The following is a 15311-nucleotide window of genomic DNA, read 5'->3' as shown; positions in this document are numbered from 1 at the left end:
GGGCGTTCTTCAGCTTCGCCATTCAGGGCAGCAGCACAGCCGCGCCCTGCAACCGGCCTGACCGCAGGTCCTCCAGCGCGTCGTTGGCGCGCTCCAGCGGGTAGGTCACCGTCTCGCAGCGCACCCCGGCGGCGCGTGCCAGCGGAAAGAACGCCTCGCCATCCGCGCGGGTGCGGTTGGCGACCGACAGGATCGACCGTTCCTGCCAGAGGTCGGCATAGGCAAAGCCGGGAATGTCGCTCATGTGGATGCCGCCACAGACGACACGGCCGCCCTTGCGCACCGCCTTCAACGCCTGCGGCACCAGCGCGCCCACCGGGGCAAAGAGGATCGCCGCGTCCAGCGGTTCGGGTGCGGGATCGGTCGAGTCGCCGGCCCAGGCCGCGCCCAGGCTGCGGGCAAAATCCTGGGCCGCGGTGTCGCCGGGCCGCGTGAAGGCATGCACCGTCACGCCCTGGTGCACCGCCAACTGGCACAGGATATGCGCCGCCGCGCCAAAGCCGTAGAGGCCCAGCGTCCGCACCGGGCCGCACAGGCGATAGGACCGGTAGCCGATCAGCCCGGCACAGAGCAGCGGTGCCAGTGCGGCGGGGTCGTCCTTCTCCGGCAACGGAAAGACAAAGCGCGCGTCGGCCACGCAGGCCTCGGCATAGCCGCCGTCCAGCGTGTAGCCGGTAAATCCCGGCGCATCGCAGAGGTTTTCGCTGCGCTCCGCGCAGAAGCGGCAGCAGCCGCAGGTGTGCCCCAGCCAGGGCACGCCGACCCGCTGTCCGACACGCAGCCAGGTGACATCTGCCCCCAGGCCCGCCACCCGTCCGACGATCTCATGCCCCGGGATCAGCGGCAGCCTGGGCGCGGTGAGGTCGCCGTCGACCACGTGCAGGTCGGTGCGGCAGACGCCGCAAGCCTCCACCCGGATCAGAACCTGCGCGGGGGCGGGCCGAGGCTGTGGCATCTCGCGCAGCGTCAGGCGTGGCGATGTGCCGTCAAAGACCATGGCGCGCATGTCATCCCCCTGTCGTTGCGTGACGGGGGCACCCTAGGCGGCGCGTGGGGCAACCGCCTTGATCGGGGTCAAGCGTTCGGGGCCGTCAGTAGGGCAGCCGGTCCAGCCGCAACATTGGGTCCAGCGGTTCGATCGCGTTGATATAGGCATCTTCCAGCCGGGCCGACCGGCTGCGGGCCGCCCCGGTGGGCAGGCTGTACTGACAGCCGTCGCCGCTCATGTCGTTGGTGGTGACCTCGAGCGTGTCGCCCCAGTCCTCGCTGGTCCAGGTGACGAAATGATCCTGCCAATAGCTGTCCCGGGTCGCTGTCTCGTCCGCTTCCCAGGCCTTGCGGTTGGTGCAGGCACGACGAAAGTCCATCTCTTGCAGGGTCATGCCGGCGGTGCGCAGCGGCCCCACGTCGATGCCCCAGCGGCCGGCCTGGTCGACGGTTTCGACGTACATCATGCTTTCGGGCGGGGTGCGCAGCATGGCCGCCACTAGCGAAGGCTTGATGTGCTCGCCGTCCTCGAAGCCGCGGTTCTGCATCAGGTCCTCGACGGTGCGGGCCAGCGTCTCCATCGCCAGGGCGTAGGCCTTGGAGACTGTGGCGCCGTCGTATTGGCCCTGTGGCACCTCCAGCTTGAAGGCGTGAAAGCCCAGTTTCGCGGTGGGGTGCATGATGCGCCATTTGTAGAGGCCGCTTTCATGCGCATAGAAGCTGCCCGCCATGAACAGCAACGCGCAGGCGCTTTCGCAGCGCGCGCCGGCCTCCAGCCTGGTGCCGATGCCCTGTTCGCGGAACTGCGCGGCCAGGGTCAGCGCCTCGGGCAAGGCGCCGCCGGGGCTGTCGAGGCAGACCACGGTGACACCGTAGAGGCCCTGGTCGCGCCAGGCGTCGGAAGACTGGCGGATCGCCGCGCCGATCCGCGCGCCGTCGCCAGGGCCAAAGGCGCCGGTGATGCGGTGGGTGCAGCCGAAGGTCGGGTCGGCCTCCTGGATGTCGTAGGCCTCGTTGGTCATGCCGATGATCTGAAGATCGGCGGCCTGGGCGGCGAGGCCGGGCAGGGCGAGCAGGGCGCAAAGGCCGAGGGCAAGGCGTTTCATCAAGAAGCTCCGTCATGAAAGGCATGGGGTACTATCCCCCGCCGCAGGGGGCCGGGTCAAACGGCCTGTCGTGCAGCACTGGCGTGGGGCGCTTCGGCGGGGTTGACGCCATGCGCGGTCCGCCGGAGGCTGCGCCATGCGCATCGCCACCCTCAACATGCAGAACCTGCGGTTGCTGCCGGACGGCAGGCTGTACGGCGCGCGCGACCGGGACGATGACGAGGACCCGACGCTCGACCCGGCGGACCGGCGCCTGACGGCGCAGGTGCTGGCCGAGGCGGATGCCGACGTGGTGGCCTTGCAGGAAGTCTTTGACGCCGACAGCCTCGACGTCTTTCACGACCGCTACCTGCGGCGGGTGACGGCGCCTTATCCCTGGCGCTGTTGCCTGCCGGGCAACGACGGGCGCGGGCTGGACGTGGCGGTCATGGCGCGCCGGCCCTGGGACGCGGTGATCAGCCACGCGGCGCTGACCGCGCCCGAGATCGGCATGGCGCTGCCCGAGGGCATGGACCCCGGCCAACCGGTGTTCCGGCGCGATTGCCTCGAGGTGCGGTTTGGCGCGCTGACGCTGTTCGTGGTGCATTTCAAGGCGCCTTACCCCGACAAGGAGCGCGCCTTTGCCCTGCGGTGGCTGGAGGCGACGGCGGCGGCGCGGCTGGTGTCGGCCGCGGGGCCGCTCTGGCTGGTTGCCGGCGACCTGAACGAACCTACGGGGCGTGACAGGGCGGTGGCGCCGCTGGAGGCGCTTGGCGTCAACCTGATGACGCGCCTGTCCGAAGTCGACCGCTGGACCTACCACGAGCCGCACGACGGGCGCTATGACACTCCCGACGGGCTGATCGCCTCACCCGCGCTGGCGGCTAGGTGGCCGGAGGCGGTGCCAAGGGTGATCCGCAGCGGCCTGGGCCGCGAGGCGCGACGAGAGGCAGGTCCGCGCCTGCCCGGCACCGGCCAGCACCGCCCCCACGCCAGCGATCATGCGGCCGTGGTGATCGACCTGCCGGGACTGGCCTGGGGCGCAGCGCAGACCCGTTGACAGGAGCCCCGTCCTGCCCGAGCATTAACCATTCGTTAACGATTTGGGGGCCGGCATGACTCGGTTTGTCCTTGGGCTGGCGCTGGCGGGGGTCCTGGCATCGACAGGCTTTGCGCAGGAACAGCCATCCCCCCGCGAACGGCTGGACGCGTTCCGCACCGTGCAGGCCTTTGACTGCCGCGATGTCAGCTGCAAGAAGCTGAGGTCCTGCGAGGAGGCCTGTTTCAAGCTGATCCAGTGCGGACAACGCAAAAGGGATGCCGACAATGACGGCATCCCCTGCGAGAACCTCTGTTCACGACGCTGCTGACGGGCGCGCCGGACCGGTCCGCTTCAGCCGCTGCGGCGGCGTCCGCCGGTCCGGCCCGCGCGGCCGCGGCCTTCGTGACCGGCCTTGGGCGCCTGGCGGTTGAACTCGATCCAGGCGGCGCCGCCGTCGTCCTGGTTCATCAGGAAGTTGGCGGCGCGGATCGCCTCCATCTCCTTGCCCGGGCGCGGCTGGGTCGAGCCCATGCCGAACAGGGTGACAAAGGTCTCGTCGTCCATGTCGGGCGGCAGGACGATGCCGGCGGCCTCGATCGCGGCCTTTTTCTCGGCGATGGCCTTGGGGCCGATGGGCAGCGCCACCGGGTTCATGATGGCGCTGGTCATGCCCGCGCCCATCGCCATCGGCAGGAAGGCATTGTTGATGCCGTGGCGGTTGGGCAGGCCAAAGCTGATGTTGGACGCGCCGCAGGTGGTGTTGACGCCCAGCTCATCCCGCAGGCGGCGGACCAGCGTGAACACCTGGTGCCCGGCGGTCGCCATGGCGCCGATCGGCATCACCAGCGGGTCGACCACGATGTCGTGCGCGGGAATGCCGAAGTCGGCGGCACGTTCGACGATCTTCTTGGCGACGGCAAAGCGCACGTCCGGGTCTTCGGAAATGCCGGTGTCGTCGTTCGAGATCGCCACGACCGGCACGTTGTATTTCTTGACCAGCGGCAACACCAGTTCCAGCCGCTCTTCCTCACCCGTGACCGAGTTCAGCAGCGGCCGTCCCTCGGCGGCGGCCAGGCCGTTTTCCAGTGCGCCGGGCACGGAACTGTCAATGCACAGCGGCACGTCGACCACCCGCTGCACCACCTCGACCAGTTGTTTCATCAGGGTCGGTTCGACAAAGTTGTTGTCGGCGTAGCGCGGATCCTCGGCCATCTTGTTGGAAAACACCGCGCCCGAGTTCACGTCCAGCACCGTCGCCCCGGCGGCGACCTGCGCGATGGCGTCGGCCTCCACGCGGGAGAAATCGCCGCGCTCCAGTTCCTCGTTCAGGATCTTGCGGCCGGTCGGGTTGATCCGCTCGCCGATCACGCAGAACGGCTGGTCAAAGCCGATGATCGCGGTTTTGGTTTTCGACTCGACGATGGTGCGGGTCATTGAACAAAGTCTCCTGTCAGGCGCCCGAGGATCACCTCGAGCGCGGGGTCGTTGAAATCCTGTAGCGTCGCCCGCGCGCCGTGGCTGCGCAGGGCGGCGTCGGTCAGCCCGGAGCGGATGCCCACGGTATAGGCGCCCGAGGCCACCGCCGCGCGCAGGCCCGACGGGCTGTCCTCGAAGGCCAGCGTGCGCTCCGGTGCCACGTCCAGCGCGCGCAGCGCGGCCAGGTACGGCTCGGGGTCGGGCTTGGCGCGGGTGCATTCCTCGCCGATGATGACGGTGTCGAAGGCCGCGCGCAGGCCGACTGCCTCCAGCATCGCCTCGGCGTTGTGCCGATTGGCATTGGTCACCACGGCCAGCGCCCAGCCCTCTGCCTGCGCCCGGTCGATCAGCGCCGCGACGCCGGGCATGGCGGGGTAGGGGCTGGGCAGCCGCTCGCGGAACAGCGCCTCCTTGTGGTCCGACAGGCCCTGCGGGTCTTCGAGGTGGGGCAGGAACTCGGCAAAGAAGTCCACATTCATGCGCCCGTGCACATGCGCCAGGTAGAACTCTTCGGTGATGTCCAGCCCGTGCGGCTTCATCAGCTCGACAAAGACCTCCCGATGAAGGTCATCGGTCATGAGCATGGTGCCGTCCAGGTCGAACAGCAGGGCCGGTCGGGTCATCCGTTCAGCCGTGCGCCGCCGCGGGGCGGGCCGAGGCGCCGCCGTGTTCGATCGCCCATTCGGCGTTCGACTTGATGCCGCCCAGCGGGAAGAAATGGACCTGCTCGATGTTGAAATCCGGGTTGGCGGCCTTGTGGGCGGCCAGCGCGGTCAGCACCTCGGTCGGCTCGTAGGGCAACAGCAGCTTGGACACGTCCATCGCACGCTTTTGCAGGACCTTGAGCGAGGGGCCGACACCGCAGGCGATGGCGAACTTGATCAGGGTCTGCAGCTTGGCCGGGCCGGCGATGCCGATATGGATCGGCAGCGTGATGCCCTCGGCGCTCAGGCGGTTGGCCCAGGCGATGATCGGATCGGCCTCGAAGGCGAACTGGGTCGCCAGCGCCATCTGCGCGTCGGTTCGCTCGGAAAACGCCTGTTTCCAGCGCAGCGCTTCCATCACCACCTTGTCGCCGCCGTTCACGTCGATGTCGCGGTTGCCCTCGGGGTGGCCGGCGATGTGCAGCCGATTGAAGCCCGCCTTGTCGAACAACCCGGTTTCCATCAGCTGCATCGAGCTGTGGAAATCGCCGTGCGGCTGGGTAACGCCGCCCGCCAGCAGCAGCGCCTGCTCGACCCCGGCCTCGCCCTGGTACATGGCGATCCAGTTTTCCAACGTGGCGGCGTCCTTGATGATGCGCGCGGGGAAATGCGGCATGACCTTGTAGCCGTCATTCGACAGCCGCTTGGCGGTCTCGACCATCTCGGCGATCGGCGTGCCCTCGATATGGGCGATGTAGACGCGGGTGCCCTCGGGCAGCAGCGCGCGGAAATCCTCGACCTTGGAGGCGGTGCGCGGCATGACCTCGATCGAGTAGCCGTTCAGAAAGGCCTCGAGATCGGGATTGCCGGTGCGCGGGGTGGTCTCGGCACGCTTGCGGAAATTGAGCAGGGCCATGAAAGCCTCCTTCAGGGTCATGTGCGGGGACCGGGCCTCAGGCCCAGCCGTCATTTGCAATCAGCGCCTTGATGCGCTCGTGGTCGAACTCGGCCTCCAGCCGGGCGGCGGCGGCGGCGGCGGCCTCCTGCGGGTCGCCCTCGACCTCGCCGGCAGAAACCTTGCGCCATTCGGCGAGGTAGGCGTCGGTTTCCGACGCGCCGGTCTTCATCGCGGCGCGGTCGATGGCCTGCTCGAACCGTTCGGGCAGCTGCACCTTCGCCCCTCGCCGGCCCTTGCCGACGATGACCTGCGCGGGGATATCGCGCCAGTAGACGATGGTCAGTTCTGCCATGGGTCCGATTCCCTTGCCCGTTGCCGCCTCTTTACGCCGGGACCGTTCGCATTCAGGTGCGATTTTCGACGTGTTCCGCGCATCGTGCGACAGCCTAGTGCGAAGCGCCCCCGGTGCCAACCGCTCCGAAGGGTCAAAGTTCTCATGCGAAAGATGAAAACAATTGTGCCTGTTGCCGGATTTTTGCCGCATCTGCGTGCTAGGGCAGGTCCGCGAAAGGGGGATTTGTGCCTTGGTCATCGCGGTGGATGCCTACAATCTGGCCTATGTGGCCCTGCCAAAGGCGGGCTGTTCTTCGGTGAAAAAGGCGCTGGCGCATCTCGATCCGTGGATGCACGTGCCGCCGGAAACTGATGTCCACACCTGGCATGAGCTGTACCCAACCCGCCGGCACAACCCGCGGGACTGGGCGCGCCTGGCCGGCTACTATCGCTTTTGCGTGGTGCGTGACCCGGCGCGGCGGCTGATGTCGTGTTACACCGACATCGTGGTCAGGCGCGGCGCCCTGAAGGACAGCCCGCAGGTGCGCGCCTCGCGCAGCCTGCCGCTGGATCCCGATCCCGACACGTTTTTCTCGCGCCTCGCGCGCTACCGGCGAAAATCCTCACTGGTGCGGCACCACGTGCTGGGCGCCTCGGTGTTCCTGGGCGAGAACCTGCGCGAGGATTATGACCGGGTGTACCGGACCGACGAGATGGCCGAACTGGCCGATGACCTGTCCCGCCGCACCGGCGAACAGGTCGAGATGCCGCACGCCAACGCCACCGGCGGCGGGCTGTCCCTGTTCGACCTCGAGGGCCGCACCATCGACCGGCTGCGCCCGCTGCTGGACGAGGAATACGCCTTTCTCTCCGATCACTATGCCAATCCATTGGGACTGCGGATACATCAAGCTTGCGTGACGCCCATGGCGGGCGTATCGTGACCTCAAGTTGACATCGGAAAAGGCGCAGAACCATGGCGCCCAAGCGTCCCAAGGCGTCGGGCGCTTTCCCGAAACCGGTTGAGAGTCCCGCGCCTTCACGGCCGGATCCGAACGCGCTGTATGCGGCGCTGGATCTGGGAACAAACAGTTGCCGCATGCTGATTGCCCAGCCAAAGGGTAGCCAGTTTCATGTGGTGGACAGCTTTTCGAAATCCGTCCAGCTGGGGCAGGGTCTTGAAAAGTCCGGCCGCCTCAGCCGCGCCTCGATGGGGCGGACGGTTTCGGCGCTGCACGTCTGCCGGCAAAAGATCGAGCGGCACAAGGTCACCCGGATGCGGCTGGTCGCGACCGAGGCCTGCCGCCGCGCCCGCAACGCCCGCGACTTCATCAAGCATGTGACCCGCGAGACGGGGCTGGAGCTGGAGATCATTCAGCCCGAGGAAGAAGCCCGGCTGGCGGTGATCTCCTGCGCGCCGCTGGTCTCGACCAAGACCGAACAACTGCTGGTGGTCGACATCGGCGGCGGCTCGACCGAACTGGTGTGGATCGACCTGAGCAAGGTCGCCCCGCGCGAACGGCCGCGCGCGATCATGCGGCTGCACGCCGGGTTCCATCCGCCGGACAGCCCGTTTCCCACCGCCAAGGTGGTGGACTGGATCAGCGTGCCGCTGGGCGTGGCGACGCTGCGCGACCAGTTTTCCGACGTGACGGACGATGCCGGGCGTTACGCGCTGATGAGCTGGTTTTTCGAGGAGAACCTGGCCGAATTCGCCCCCTACAAGGACGAACAGGCGCGCGAGGGGTTCCAGATCGTCGGCACTTCCGGCACGGTGACCACGGTCGCGGCCTCGCACCTCGGCCTGCGCCGCTACGACCGGACCAAGGTGGACGGGCTGCGCATGTCCTCGGACCAGATCGAGGCGGTGATCCAAGATTACCTGGCGCTTGGCCCGGCAGGTCGGCGGCGCGATCCGCGCATCGGCCCGGACCGGCACGCGCTGATCATGTCGGGCTCGGCGATCCTGCAGGCGCTGTTGCGGCTCTGGCCGACCGACCGGCTGTCCGTCGCCGACCGGGGCCTGCGCGAAGGGCTTCTCTATGCCCAGATGTCGGCGGACGGGGTGCTGGAGGACGGGCCGCTCTGAGCGCGGCCCGCGTTACCCCATCCAGCCCGGCGTCAGGCGCTGGTGCGCTTGATCTCGGAAAATCCGCCAAAGATCATCCGCTTGCCGTCAAAGGGCATGTCGCCGGGGTTCTCCTCGGACATCATCTTGGCCCAGCCGGCGTCGCGGGCGGCCTTGGACGGCCAGACGACGTAGCCCGCCGCCACCGTTTCGCCCTCGGCCAGTTTAACGGCCAGCGGCAGCGAGGTCAGTTTGCCCTCGGGCACATCGTCGCCCCAGCAGTCGACCACCTCGGTCGCGCCATAGCCGATGAACTGGTCCTGCATGGTGGCGACGAAAGTCTCGTAGTCGGCGCGGCGGGCGTCGGCGACCGGCGCAAGGAAGAAATCGAAATATGGCATGGTGTTCTCCAATCTGCCGCCAGCCTGCCCCAGCGCCCGCGCCCGGTCAATCGCGGACAGCGCGCACGCGGCGATACCGGGTTCCGGCGGGCGGCGGTTTGGCGTATGCGGAAGGGATCAGGAGGCCGGACATGGCAAAGAAACCCACGGGCAAGAGCACATCGGGGCGCGGCGAACGCGACCTCAAGGTCAAGGTCAAGACCGCGCGGGGGCGCAAGCTGTCCTCGACGCTCTGGTTGCAGCGCCAGTTGAACGACCCCTATGTCAAGCGCGCCAAGGCCGAGGGCTATCGCGGGCGCGCCGCCTTCAAGATCCTCGAGATCGACGACAAGTACCGCTTTCTCGTGCCGGGGGCGCGGGTGGTGGACCTTGGCTGTGCGCCGGGCGGCTGGTGCCAGGTGGCGGTGCCGCGCGTCAACGCGCTGGGGGACAGGCCGGGCAAGGCGCAGGGCTTTGTCCTGGGCGTGGACCTCCAGCCGGTCGAGCCGATCGCCGGGGCCGAGCTGCACCAGCTGGATTTCCTGGCCGACGGGGCGGATGACAAGGTCAAGGAATGGCTGGGCGGCAAGGCGCACGTGGTCATGTCGGACATGGCGGCGGCCTCCTCGGGGCACAAGCAGACCGACCACATCCGCATCGTGGCGCTGTGCGAGGCGGCGGCGCAGCTGGCCTTCGACGTGCTGGAAGAGGGCGGCACATTCGTCGCCAAGGTGCTGGCGGGCGGGGCCGAGGGCAGCCTGCAGACCATCCTGAAACAGCGTTTCGACAAGGTGGCGAACTTCAAGCCGCCGGCCAGCCGGGCGGATTCGTCAGAGAAATTCGTGGTGGCGACGGGCTTTCGCGGCTGACTGCGCGGGATTTCCCGCAGCGGGTCCGCGAGGGGGATTGACCGCCGTACCGCTTGGCGTCTGGATGGGCGTCGAGGCGGGAGGATCCCATGAAGACCATTCTCTGTTACGGCGACAGCAACACCCACGGCACCGCGCCCTTGCCCGCGCCGGGCGTCGACCTGCGCCATCCGCCCGGCGACCGCTGGCCCGATGCGCTGGCCGCAGCCCTCGGGTCCGGGGTGCGCGTGATCGACGAAGGCCTGCCAGGCCGCACCACGGTGCATGACGACGTGGTCGAAGGCGGCGCGCGCAACGGGTTGGCGGTGCTGCCCGCGGTCCTGCACAGCCACAAGCCGATCGACCTGATGCTGCTGATGCTGGGCACCAACGATCTCAAGACGCGGTTTTCCGTCAGCGCCTGGGAAATCGCCCGCTCGGTCGAGCGGCTGGGGCTGGTGGCGCGGGCCGAGGGCGTGGTCAGGGACATCCTGCTGATCGCCCCTGCGCCGGTGCGCGTGACGGGCAGCCTGGCCGAGGTCTTTGCCGGGGCCGAGGCGCGGCAGGCGCGGCTGGAGGAGTTCATCGGCGCGGCGGCGGACCGTCAGGGCTGGGGCTTTGTCCGCGCCGGCGATCATGTGCAGGTGTCCGACATGGACGGCGTGCACTGGCCGCCCGAGGCGCACCGCAGCTTTGGCGCCGCACTGGCACCCGTGGTCGCGGACCGGCTGGCGTGAGGGCGCTTGTGCTGGTGGCCTTGCTGGCGGGCTGCGCCGCCCCGTCGCTGCCGCGCGCCCCGCTGCCGTTGCGCAACCCGACCGCGCCTGTCGCCTCGCAGCTGGACGCCACGCTGGCGCGGCTGTCGGGGGACTGGGTGGTGGTGCAGGGGGCGGGCATGGCGCCGGGCACGGCGCTTGGCTTTGGCCCCGGTTCGGTGCGGATCGGCGGCGCTGCGCTGCCCGCCAGCGACACCGGCAAGGGGCGGCTGATGCTGGGCGGGCAGGCGGTCTGGGTCCACTGGCTGGACGCGGACAACCGCACCGCCGCCATGGGGGACCCGGGCGGAGGCCGCGTCTGGATCATGGACCGCACCGGCGCGCCGGGCGAGCGCCTGACCGCGGCGCGCGAAATCCTGTCCTGGTACGGATATGACCTGGCACGGCTGGAGGCACGATGAGGCGGGTATTGGTCACGGCGGGCGCCGCCGGCCTGGGCAGGGCGATGGCCGAGGGGTTCCTGGCGCAGGGTGACCGGGTGGCGGTCTGCGACGTGGACCCGGGCGCGGTGGCGGCTTTCGCAGCGGCGCATCCGCAGGCGCTGGCCGTGGTGGCGGATGTCACCGACGGGCCGGGCATGGACGCCTTTCTGTCCCGCGTCGAGGCAGCATTTGGCGGCATCGACGTGGTCTGCGCCAACGCGGGCACCGGCGGGCCGGCCGGCCGGATCGAGGACCTGGACCTGGCCGCCTGGCGCGCCTGTGTCGACGTGAACCTGACCGGCGCTTTCCTGACCTGCCGCTGGGCGGCGCGGGTCATGCGGGCGCAGAAATCCGGCCTGATCGTGCTGACCAGTTCCACCGCCGGCCTGTTCGGCTATCCTTTGCGATCACCCTATGCTTCGGCGAAGTGGGCGCTGGTGGGCCTGACCAAGACGCTGGCCATTGAGCTGGGCCCCGACGGCGTGCGGGTGAACGCGATCTGCCCCGGCGCGGTCGAGGGCGACCGCATGGACCGCGTGGTGGCGATGGAAGCGAAGGCTTCCGGCCGGACCGAGGACGAGGTGCGCCAGCTCTACGTCAAGGGCGTCTCGCTGCGCAGCTGGGTCACGGCCGAGGAGGTGGCGGACACCGTGCTGTGGCTCGCCTCGCCGCAGGCGCGCAAGATTTCCGGGCAGATCGTCGCCATCGACGGCCATACCGAGACGCTGGTGCCGTGACGGGTTCTGCACGGCGAAAGACCCTTTCTGCCGGACGCGGAGCCGCTTAGGCTGCGATCAAGGCGCATTCACACCGAAACGAGGGAGACTGAGGTGGCAAGACGGGCGGCGATCATCGGCGGGGGCGTCATCGGCGGCGGCTGGGCGGCGCGGTTTGCGCTCATGGGCTGGGAGGTGCGGATATTCGACCCCGACCCGGAGTCCGAGCGCAAAATCGGAGAGGTCGTGGCCGGGGCCGCGCGCGCGCTGCCGATGCTCTACGAGGCGCCAATGCCGCCGCGCGGGGCCATCACCTTCCACGCGACCATCGCCGAGGCAGTCGCGGGCGCCGACTACATCCAGGAAAGCGTGCCGGAACGGCTGGACCTGAAACACCGCGTGCTGGCCGAGGTGCAGGCGCATTGCCTACCCGACGCGGTGATCGGCTCCTCCACCAGCGGGTTCAAGCCGTCCGAGTTGCAGGACGGCGCGGCGCGCCCCGGGCAGATCGTCGTCGCGCACCCGTTCAACCCGGTTTACCTGCTGCCCCTGGCCGAGCTGGTGCCGGGTGCCAACGCCGCGCCGGAAGCGGTTGAGAAAGCGAAGGAAATCCTCACATCTATCGGCATGTTCCCGCTGCATGTCCGGGCCGAGATCGACGCCCACATCGCCGACCGGTTCCTCGAGGCGGTCTGGCGCGAGGCGCTCTGGCTGGTCAAGGACGGCATCGCGACGACCGAGGAGATCGACAACGCGATCCGCTACGGCTTTGGCCTGCGGTGGGCGCAGATGGGCCTGTTCGAAACCTACCGCGTCGCCGGGGGCGAGGCCGGGATGCGGCATTTCATGGCGCAATTCGGGCCCTGCCTGGCCTGGCCCTGGACCAAGCTGACGGATGTCCCCGAGTTCACCGACGAGCTGGTCGACCTGATCGCCGGGCAGTCGGACGCGCAGTCCGGCCACCTGTCGATCCGCCAGCTGGAGCGGCTGCGCGACAACAACCTCGTGGCGATCCTGCGTGCGCTCAAGGGGCAGGGCGCGGCGGCGGGCCTGCTGATCCGCGACCACGACGACAGCCTGCGCCAGCCGCTTGAGGAAACCCGCCCCATGGTCACGGTGCGCCGCATCGTGCCGGTCGACTGGACCGACGTGAACGGCCACATGAACGAGGGTCGATATGGCCAGGTCTTCTCGGACGCCTCCGAGGAGGTGATGACCCATGTCGGCGCGGACCGGGCCTACATCGCGGCGGGAAACAGCTATTTCACCGCCGAAAGCAGCATCAGGTATCTCGCGGAAACCCTAGCCGGAGAAGAGATTTATGTCGAAACCTCTGTGACGCTGGGCGAAGGCAAGAAGCTGCGGCTCTGGCACGAGATGAAGCGTGCGGCGGACGGTGCGGTGCTGGCGACCTGCGACCAGTTCCTGCTGCACGTCTCGCTGGAGACGCGGCGCAGCTGCCCGCCGCTGGACCATGTGCGCGAGAATGTCGAGCGGCTGGCGCGGGCGCACGGGGCATAGAGGCGAGGGGCCAGCCCCTCGCACCGCAGGTGCGGGCTGGGTAAACGCTCCCCGAGGTATTTGAAAAACCAAAGAAGCAGGGTGACGGCATGGAGCCGAGGCGATTTCTGACCGAGTTGTTCGAGACGGCCGTGACGGCGGCGGACCCGATGAAGGCGCTCGAGGGGGCGTTGCCCGCGCGGCCAAAGGGGCGGACGGTGGTCGTGGCGCTTGGCAAGGGGGCGGCGCAACTGGCGGCCGCCTTCGAGACGCTGTGGAGCGATCCGGTCGAGGGGGTGGTGGTCACGCGCTACGGCTATGCCGCACCCTGCCGCCACCTGCCGGTGCTGGAGGCCTCGCACCCGGTGCCGGATGCCGCCGGGCTGGAGGCCAGCGCGGCGGTGATGCGGGCGGTCTCGGGGCTGACGGCGGATGACCTGGTGGTGGCGCTGGTCTGCGGTGGCGGCTCGGCGCTGTTGCCGGCCCCGCCGGAGGGGCTGACACTTGCGGACGAACAGGCGCTGAACCGCGCGCTGCTGGCCTCGGGCGCGCCGATCGGCGTGATGAACGCGATCCGCAAGCATGTCAGCCGGATCAAGGGCGGAAGGCTGGCGGCACTGGCGCATCCGGCGCGGGTGGTGTCGCTGGTGGTGTCGGACGTGCCGGGGGACGACCCGGCGCAGGTCGCCTCTGGCCCCACGGTGCCGGACCGGGTAGACCGCGCGCAGGCTCTGGCCATGATAGATGCGCGAAAGATCGTTCTGCCAGAGGCGATTATGCGACATATCTCAAGTGATGCCAGCGCCGCGCCGCTGCCCGACGATCCGCGCTTTGCGGGCAACGAGGTGAAGGTCATCGCCTCGGCCCGGTTGTCGCTGGAGGCGGCGGCGGCACGGGCCGAGGCGCAAGGCGTGCCGGCTGTGATCCTGTCGGACGCCATCGAGGGCGAGGCGCATGACGTGGGCCGGGTGCATGCCGCCATCGCACGCGAGGTCGCCCTGCGTGGAAGGCCGTTCCGCGCGCCGGTGGTGGTGCTGTCGGGCGGCGAGACGACCGTCACACTGGGCACCGATCCCGGGCGCGGCGGGCGCAACACGGCCTTTCTGATGGGCTTGGCCGAGGGCATCGAGGACCTGCCCGGCATCACCGCGCTGGCTGCTGACACCGACGGCATCGACGGGACCGAGGACAACGCCGGCGCCTTTGCCGATGGCGGGACCTTCGGGCGGTTGCGAGCCAGGGGCGAGGACCCGCGCGGCTTTGTCCGCCGGCAGGACCCCTACGGCGCGTTTTCGCTGCTGGGGGATATCTACGCTCCCGGGCCGACCGGGACGAATGTCAACGATTTCAGGGCGATCCTGATCGACCCTCAAGCGTAATCGTAGCCCAGCGCGGTCTCGGTCCCAAGGTCGACCTGGCGACGCAGCAACGCGAGGTCATCCGGGGCCAGCGCCGCCGGCGTGTCCGGCCGGGGCGTCACGGCGGGGCGGAACTTTGACCCCAGCCGTTTGATCACCGGGCGGAACGGCGTGTCCGGCGGGGGCAGGCCCAGACCTCTGCGCAGCGCATCGACAAAAGCCTCGGGCGCGGCCTGCACGGTTTCCATCCGGATCAGGGCCACGGTGCAACCGCGGTTCATGAAGGACAGAAGCGCCTCCAGCTTGGCCCGGCGCAGGGCAAAGAGGTTGGCGAAGGGCATCCCGGTCAGTGGGTGTCGATCCTGTTGCAGCGGCATGCCGGTTCCGCCCAGGGCGCCGACCTGGGGAAAATACCGCTTGTGATCGGCCACGGTGGCCCATTCGGCGCGCAGGAAATCGGGCAAGGCCAGCGCCTGCATGTCTGGCGGGCAGTGCCAGGGTTTGGCGTGCATCGACAGCGCCCAGGCGCGCGCGTCGCGCACCGTGCACAGGATCGCCACGTCGCCGGGGATCGCCGTCATTTGCACAAAGCCGTGTTTCCAGCCCAGGTCCTCGATCGGCGTCATCGCGGTGTTGCGTCCCACGAGGCGCTTGACGAAATTCGTGCCCGAAGAGCGTTCGCCGAAGACCTGGAACCGGGTCGGCGGGGCGTGCCTCAGGGCGATCTGGAGGCCGGTTTCGACAAAGTCCGGGTCGATCATCGGGTCAGCCTGTCGGT

General features: G+C 69.0%; 18 protein-coding genes. 10 read left to right on the top strand and 8 right to left on the bottom strand.

Annotated features, from left to right (window positions below; genetic code table 11):
* Positions 1 to 22 precede the first annotated feature (22 nt).
* Both MAA8898_RS15275 and MAA8898_RS15270 read right to left on the bottom strand, forming a co-directional pair.
* The gene (locus tag MAA8898_RS15275) at positions 23 to 1006 is read right to left on the bottom strand and encodes a zinc-dependent alcohol dehydrogenase family protein (protein WP_094021897.1); all 984 of its coding nucleotides are present in this window, start codon (positions 1004 to 1006) and stop codon (positions 23 to 25) included.
* Positions 1007 to 1091: 85 nt separating this feature from the next.
* Positions 1092 to 2093, bottom strand: a complete 1002-nt coding sequence (locus tag MAA8898_RS15270) for a COG3904 family protein (RefSeq protein WP_094021896.1) — start codon at positions 2091 to 2093, stop codon at positions 1092 to 1094.
* A 136-nt stretch (positions 2094 to 2229) separates the two neighbouring features.
* On the opposite strand from MAA8898_RS15270, the gene MAA8898_RS15265 reads away from it, so the two are divergent.
* Positions 2230 to 3132, top strand: coding sequence for an endonuclease/exonuclease/phosphatase family protein (locus tag MAA8898_RS15265; RefSeq protein ID WP_094021895.1), 903 nt, complete (start codon positions 2230 to 2232; stop codon positions 3130 to 3132).
* A gap of 55 nt (positions 3133 to 3187) precedes the next feature.
* Complete coding sequence (locus tag MAA8898_RS15260) at positions 3188 to 3442, top strand: excalibur calcium-binding domain-containing protein (RefSeq protein WP_094021894.1); 255 nt, start codon at positions 3188 to 3190, stop codon at positions 3440 to 3442.
* A gap of 23 nt (positions 3443 to 3465) precedes the next feature.
* Here MAA8898_RS15260 and MAA8898_RS15255 read toward each other — a convergent pair whose 3' ends face one another.
* From MAA8898_RS15255 to MAA8898_RS15240, 4 genes are read right to left on the bottom strand one after another with little or no spacing between them, the layout of a single operon-like run.
* Positions 3466 to 4548, bottom strand: a complete 1083-nt coding sequence (locus tag MAA8898_RS15255; protein ID WP_094021893.1) for a dihydropteroate synthase — start codon at positions 4546 to 4548, stop codon at positions 3466 to 3468.
* A complete protein-coding gene (locus tag MAA8898_RS15250) occupies positions 4545 to 5213 on the bottom strand; it encodes an HAD family hydrolase (RefSeq protein WP_094021892.1) in 669 nt (222 codons plus the stop codon). Before MAA8898_RS15250 ends, MAA8898_RS15255 begins: the two co-directional genes overlap by 4 nt.
* Before the next feature lie 4 nt (positions 5214 to 5217).
* Positions 5218 to 6150, bottom strand: coding sequence for a methylenetetrahydrofolate reductase (locus tag MAA8898_RS15245; protein ID WP_094021997.1), 933 nt, complete (start codon positions 6148 to 6150; stop codon positions 5218 to 5220).
* A gap of 37 nt (positions 6151 to 6187) precedes the next feature.
* Positions 6188 to 6484, bottom strand: coding sequence for a virulence factor (locus MAA8898_RS15240; RefSeq protein ID WP_094021891.1), 297 nt, complete (start codon positions 6482 to 6484; stop codon positions 6188 to 6190).
* A 232-nt stretch (positions 6485 to 6716) separates the two neighbouring features.
* Between MAA8898_RS15240 and MAA8898_RS15235 the strand changes: the two genes are divergently transcribed.
* Together MAA8898_RS15235 and MAA8898_RS15230 are read left to right on the top strand one after the other, a co-directional pair.
* On the top strand, positions 6717 to 7409 hold the full coding sequence (locus tag MAA8898_RS15235; RefSeq protein ID WP_176445181.1) for a sulfotransferase family 2 domain-containing protein: 693 nt from the start codon (positions 6717 to 6719) through the stop codon (positions 7407 to 7409).
* 32 nt (positions 7410 to 7441) lie between these two features.
* Complete coding sequence (locus MAA8898_RS15230; protein ID WP_094021889.1) at positions 7442 to 8554, top strand: Ppx/GppA phosphatase family protein; 1113 nt, start codon at positions 7442 to 7444, stop codon at positions 8552 to 8554.
* A 32-nt stretch (positions 8555 to 8586) separates the two neighbouring features.
* On the opposite strand, the gene MAA8898_RS15225 is transcribed toward MAA8898_RS15230, so the two are convergent.
* Entirely contained in the window at positions 8587 to 8934 is a 348-nt protein-coding gene (locus tag MAA8898_RS15225; protein WP_094021996.1) for a DUF1428 domain-containing protein, read from the bottom strand.
* Positions 8935 to 9065: 131 nt separating this feature from the next.
* On the opposite strand from MAA8898_RS15225, the gene MAA8898_RS15220 reads away from it, so the two are divergent.
* The 6 genes from MAA8898_RS15220 to MAA8898_RS15195 all read left to right on the top strand — a co-directional run bounded on the left by MAA8898_RS15220 (position 9066) and on the right by MAA8898_RS15195 (position 14554).
* The gene (locus tag MAA8898_RS15220; RefSeq protein ID WP_094021888.1) at positions 9066 to 9782 is read left to right on the top strand and encodes an RlmE family RNA methyltransferase; all 717 of its coding nucleotides are present in this window, start codon (positions 9066 to 9068) and stop codon (positions 9780 to 9782) included.
* An 89-nt stretch (positions 9783 to 9871) separates the two neighbouring features.
* The gene (locus tag MAA8898_RS15215) at positions 9872 to 10498 is read left to right on the top strand and encodes an SGNH/GDSL hydrolase family protein (protein WP_094021887.1); all 627 of its coding nucleotides are present in this window, start codon (positions 9872 to 9874) and stop codon (positions 10496 to 10498) included.
* Complete coding sequence (locus MAA8898_RS15210) at positions 10495 to 10938, top strand: lipocalin/fatty acid-binding family protein (RefSeq protein WP_094021886.1); 444 nt, start codon at positions 10495 to 10497, stop codon at positions 10936 to 10938. The genes MAA8898_RS15215 and MAA8898_RS15210 overlap by 4 nt, the downstream gene beginning before the upstream one ends.
* Positions 10935 to 11696, top strand: coding sequence for an SDR family oxidoreductase (locus tag MAA8898_RS15205; RefSeq protein WP_094021885.1), 762 nt, complete (start codon positions 10935 to 10937; stop codon positions 11694 to 11696). The genes MAA8898_RS15210 and MAA8898_RS15205 overlap by 4 nt, the downstream gene beginning before the upstream one ends.
* Positions 11697 to 11789: 93 nt before the next feature.
* The gene (locus MAA8898_RS15200; protein ID WP_094021884.1) at positions 11790 to 13196 is read left to right on the top strand and encodes a carnitine 3-dehydrogenase; all 1407 of its coding nucleotides are present in this window, start codon (positions 11790 to 11792) and stop codon (positions 13194 to 13196) included.
* An 89-nt stretch (positions 13197 to 13285) separates the two neighbouring features.
* A complete protein-coding gene (locus MAA8898_RS15195; protein ID WP_094021883.1) occupies positions 13286 to 14554 on the top strand; it encodes a glycerate kinase type-2 family protein in 1269 nt (422 codons plus the stop codon).
* Here the strand turns inward: MAA8898_RS15195 and MAA8898_RS15190 are convergent.
* The gene (locus MAA8898_RS15190) at positions 14545 to 15294 is read right to left on the bottom strand and encodes a hypothetical protein (protein ID WP_094021882.1); all 750 of its coding nucleotides are present in this window, start codon (positions 15292 to 15294) and stop codon (positions 14545 to 14547) included. The genes MAA8898_RS15195 and MAA8898_RS15190 overlap by 10 nt on opposite strands.
* Between the last annotated feature and the right edge of the window lie 17 nt (positions 15295 to 15311).

This window comes from Antarctobacter aquimaris, from assembly GCF_900184945.1.
In the GTDB taxonomy this organism is placed as follows: Bacteria; Pseudomonadota; Alphaproteobacteria; order Rhodobacterales; family Rhodobacteraceae; genus Maliponia; species Maliponia aquimaris.
This window is presented reverse-complemented; position numbering and strand designations above follow the sequence as displayed.

Coding starts and splice junctions, on each gene's coding strand:
- MAA8898_RS15275 (WP_094021897.1), bottom strand. CDS start 1,006: ATGCGCGCCATGGTCTTTGACGGCACATCGCCACGCCTGACGCTGCGC.
- MAA8898_RS15270 (WP_094021896.1), bottom strand. CDS start 2,093: ATGAAACGCCTTGCCCTCGGCCTTTGCGCCCTGCTCGCCCTGCCCGGC.
- MAA8898_RS15265 (WP_094021895.1), top strand. CDS start 2,230: ATGCGCATCGCCACCCTCAACATGCAGAACCTGCGGTTGCTGCCGGAC.
- MAA8898_RS15260 (WP_094021894.1), top strand. CDS start 3,188: ATGACTCGGTTTGTCCTTGGGCTGGCGCTGGCGGGGGTCCTGGCATCG.
- MAA8898_RS15255 (WP_094021893.1), bottom strand. CDS start 4,548: ATGACCCGCACCATCGTCGAGTCGAAAACCAAAACCGCGATCATCGGC.
- MAA8898_RS15250 (WP_094021892.1), bottom strand. CDS start 5,213: ATGACCCGACCGGCCCTGCTGTTCGACCTGGACGGCACCATGCTCATG.
- MAA8898_RS15245 (WP_094021997.1), bottom strand. CDS start 6,150: ATGGCCCTGCTCAATTTCCGCAAGCGTGCCGAGACCACCCCGCGCACC.
- MAA8898_RS15240 (WP_094021891.1), bottom strand. CDS start 6,484: ATGGCAGAACTGACCATCGTCTACTGGCGCGATATCCCCGCGCAGGTC.
- MAA8898_RS15230 (WP_094021889.1), top strand. CDS start 7,442: ATGGCGCCCAAGCGTCCCAAGGCGTCGGGCGCTTTCCCGAAACCGGTT.
- MAA8898_RS15225 (WP_094021996.1), bottom strand. CDS start 8,934: ATGCCATATTTCGATTTCTTCCTTGCGCCGGTCGCCGACGCCCGCCGC.
- MAA8898_RS15220 (WP_094021888.1), top strand. CDS start 9,066: ATGGCAAAGAAACCCACGGGCAAGAGCACATCGGGGCGCGGCGAACGC.
- MAA8898_RS15215 (WP_094021887.1), top strand. CDS start 9,872: ATGAAGACCATTCTCTGTTACGGCGACAGCAACACCCACGGCACCGCG.
- MAA8898_RS15205 (WP_094021885.1), top strand. CDS start 10,935: ATGAGGCGGGTATTGGTCACGGCGGGCGCCGCCGGCCTGGGCAGGGCG.
- MAA8898_RS15195 (WP_094021883.1), top strand. CDS start 13,286: ATGGAGCCGAGGCGATTTCTGACCGAGTTGTTCGAGACGGCCGTGACG.
- MAA8898_RS15190 (WP_094021882.1), bottom strand. CDS start 15,294: ATGATCGACCCGGACTTTGTCGAAACCGGCCTCCAGATCGCCCTGAGG.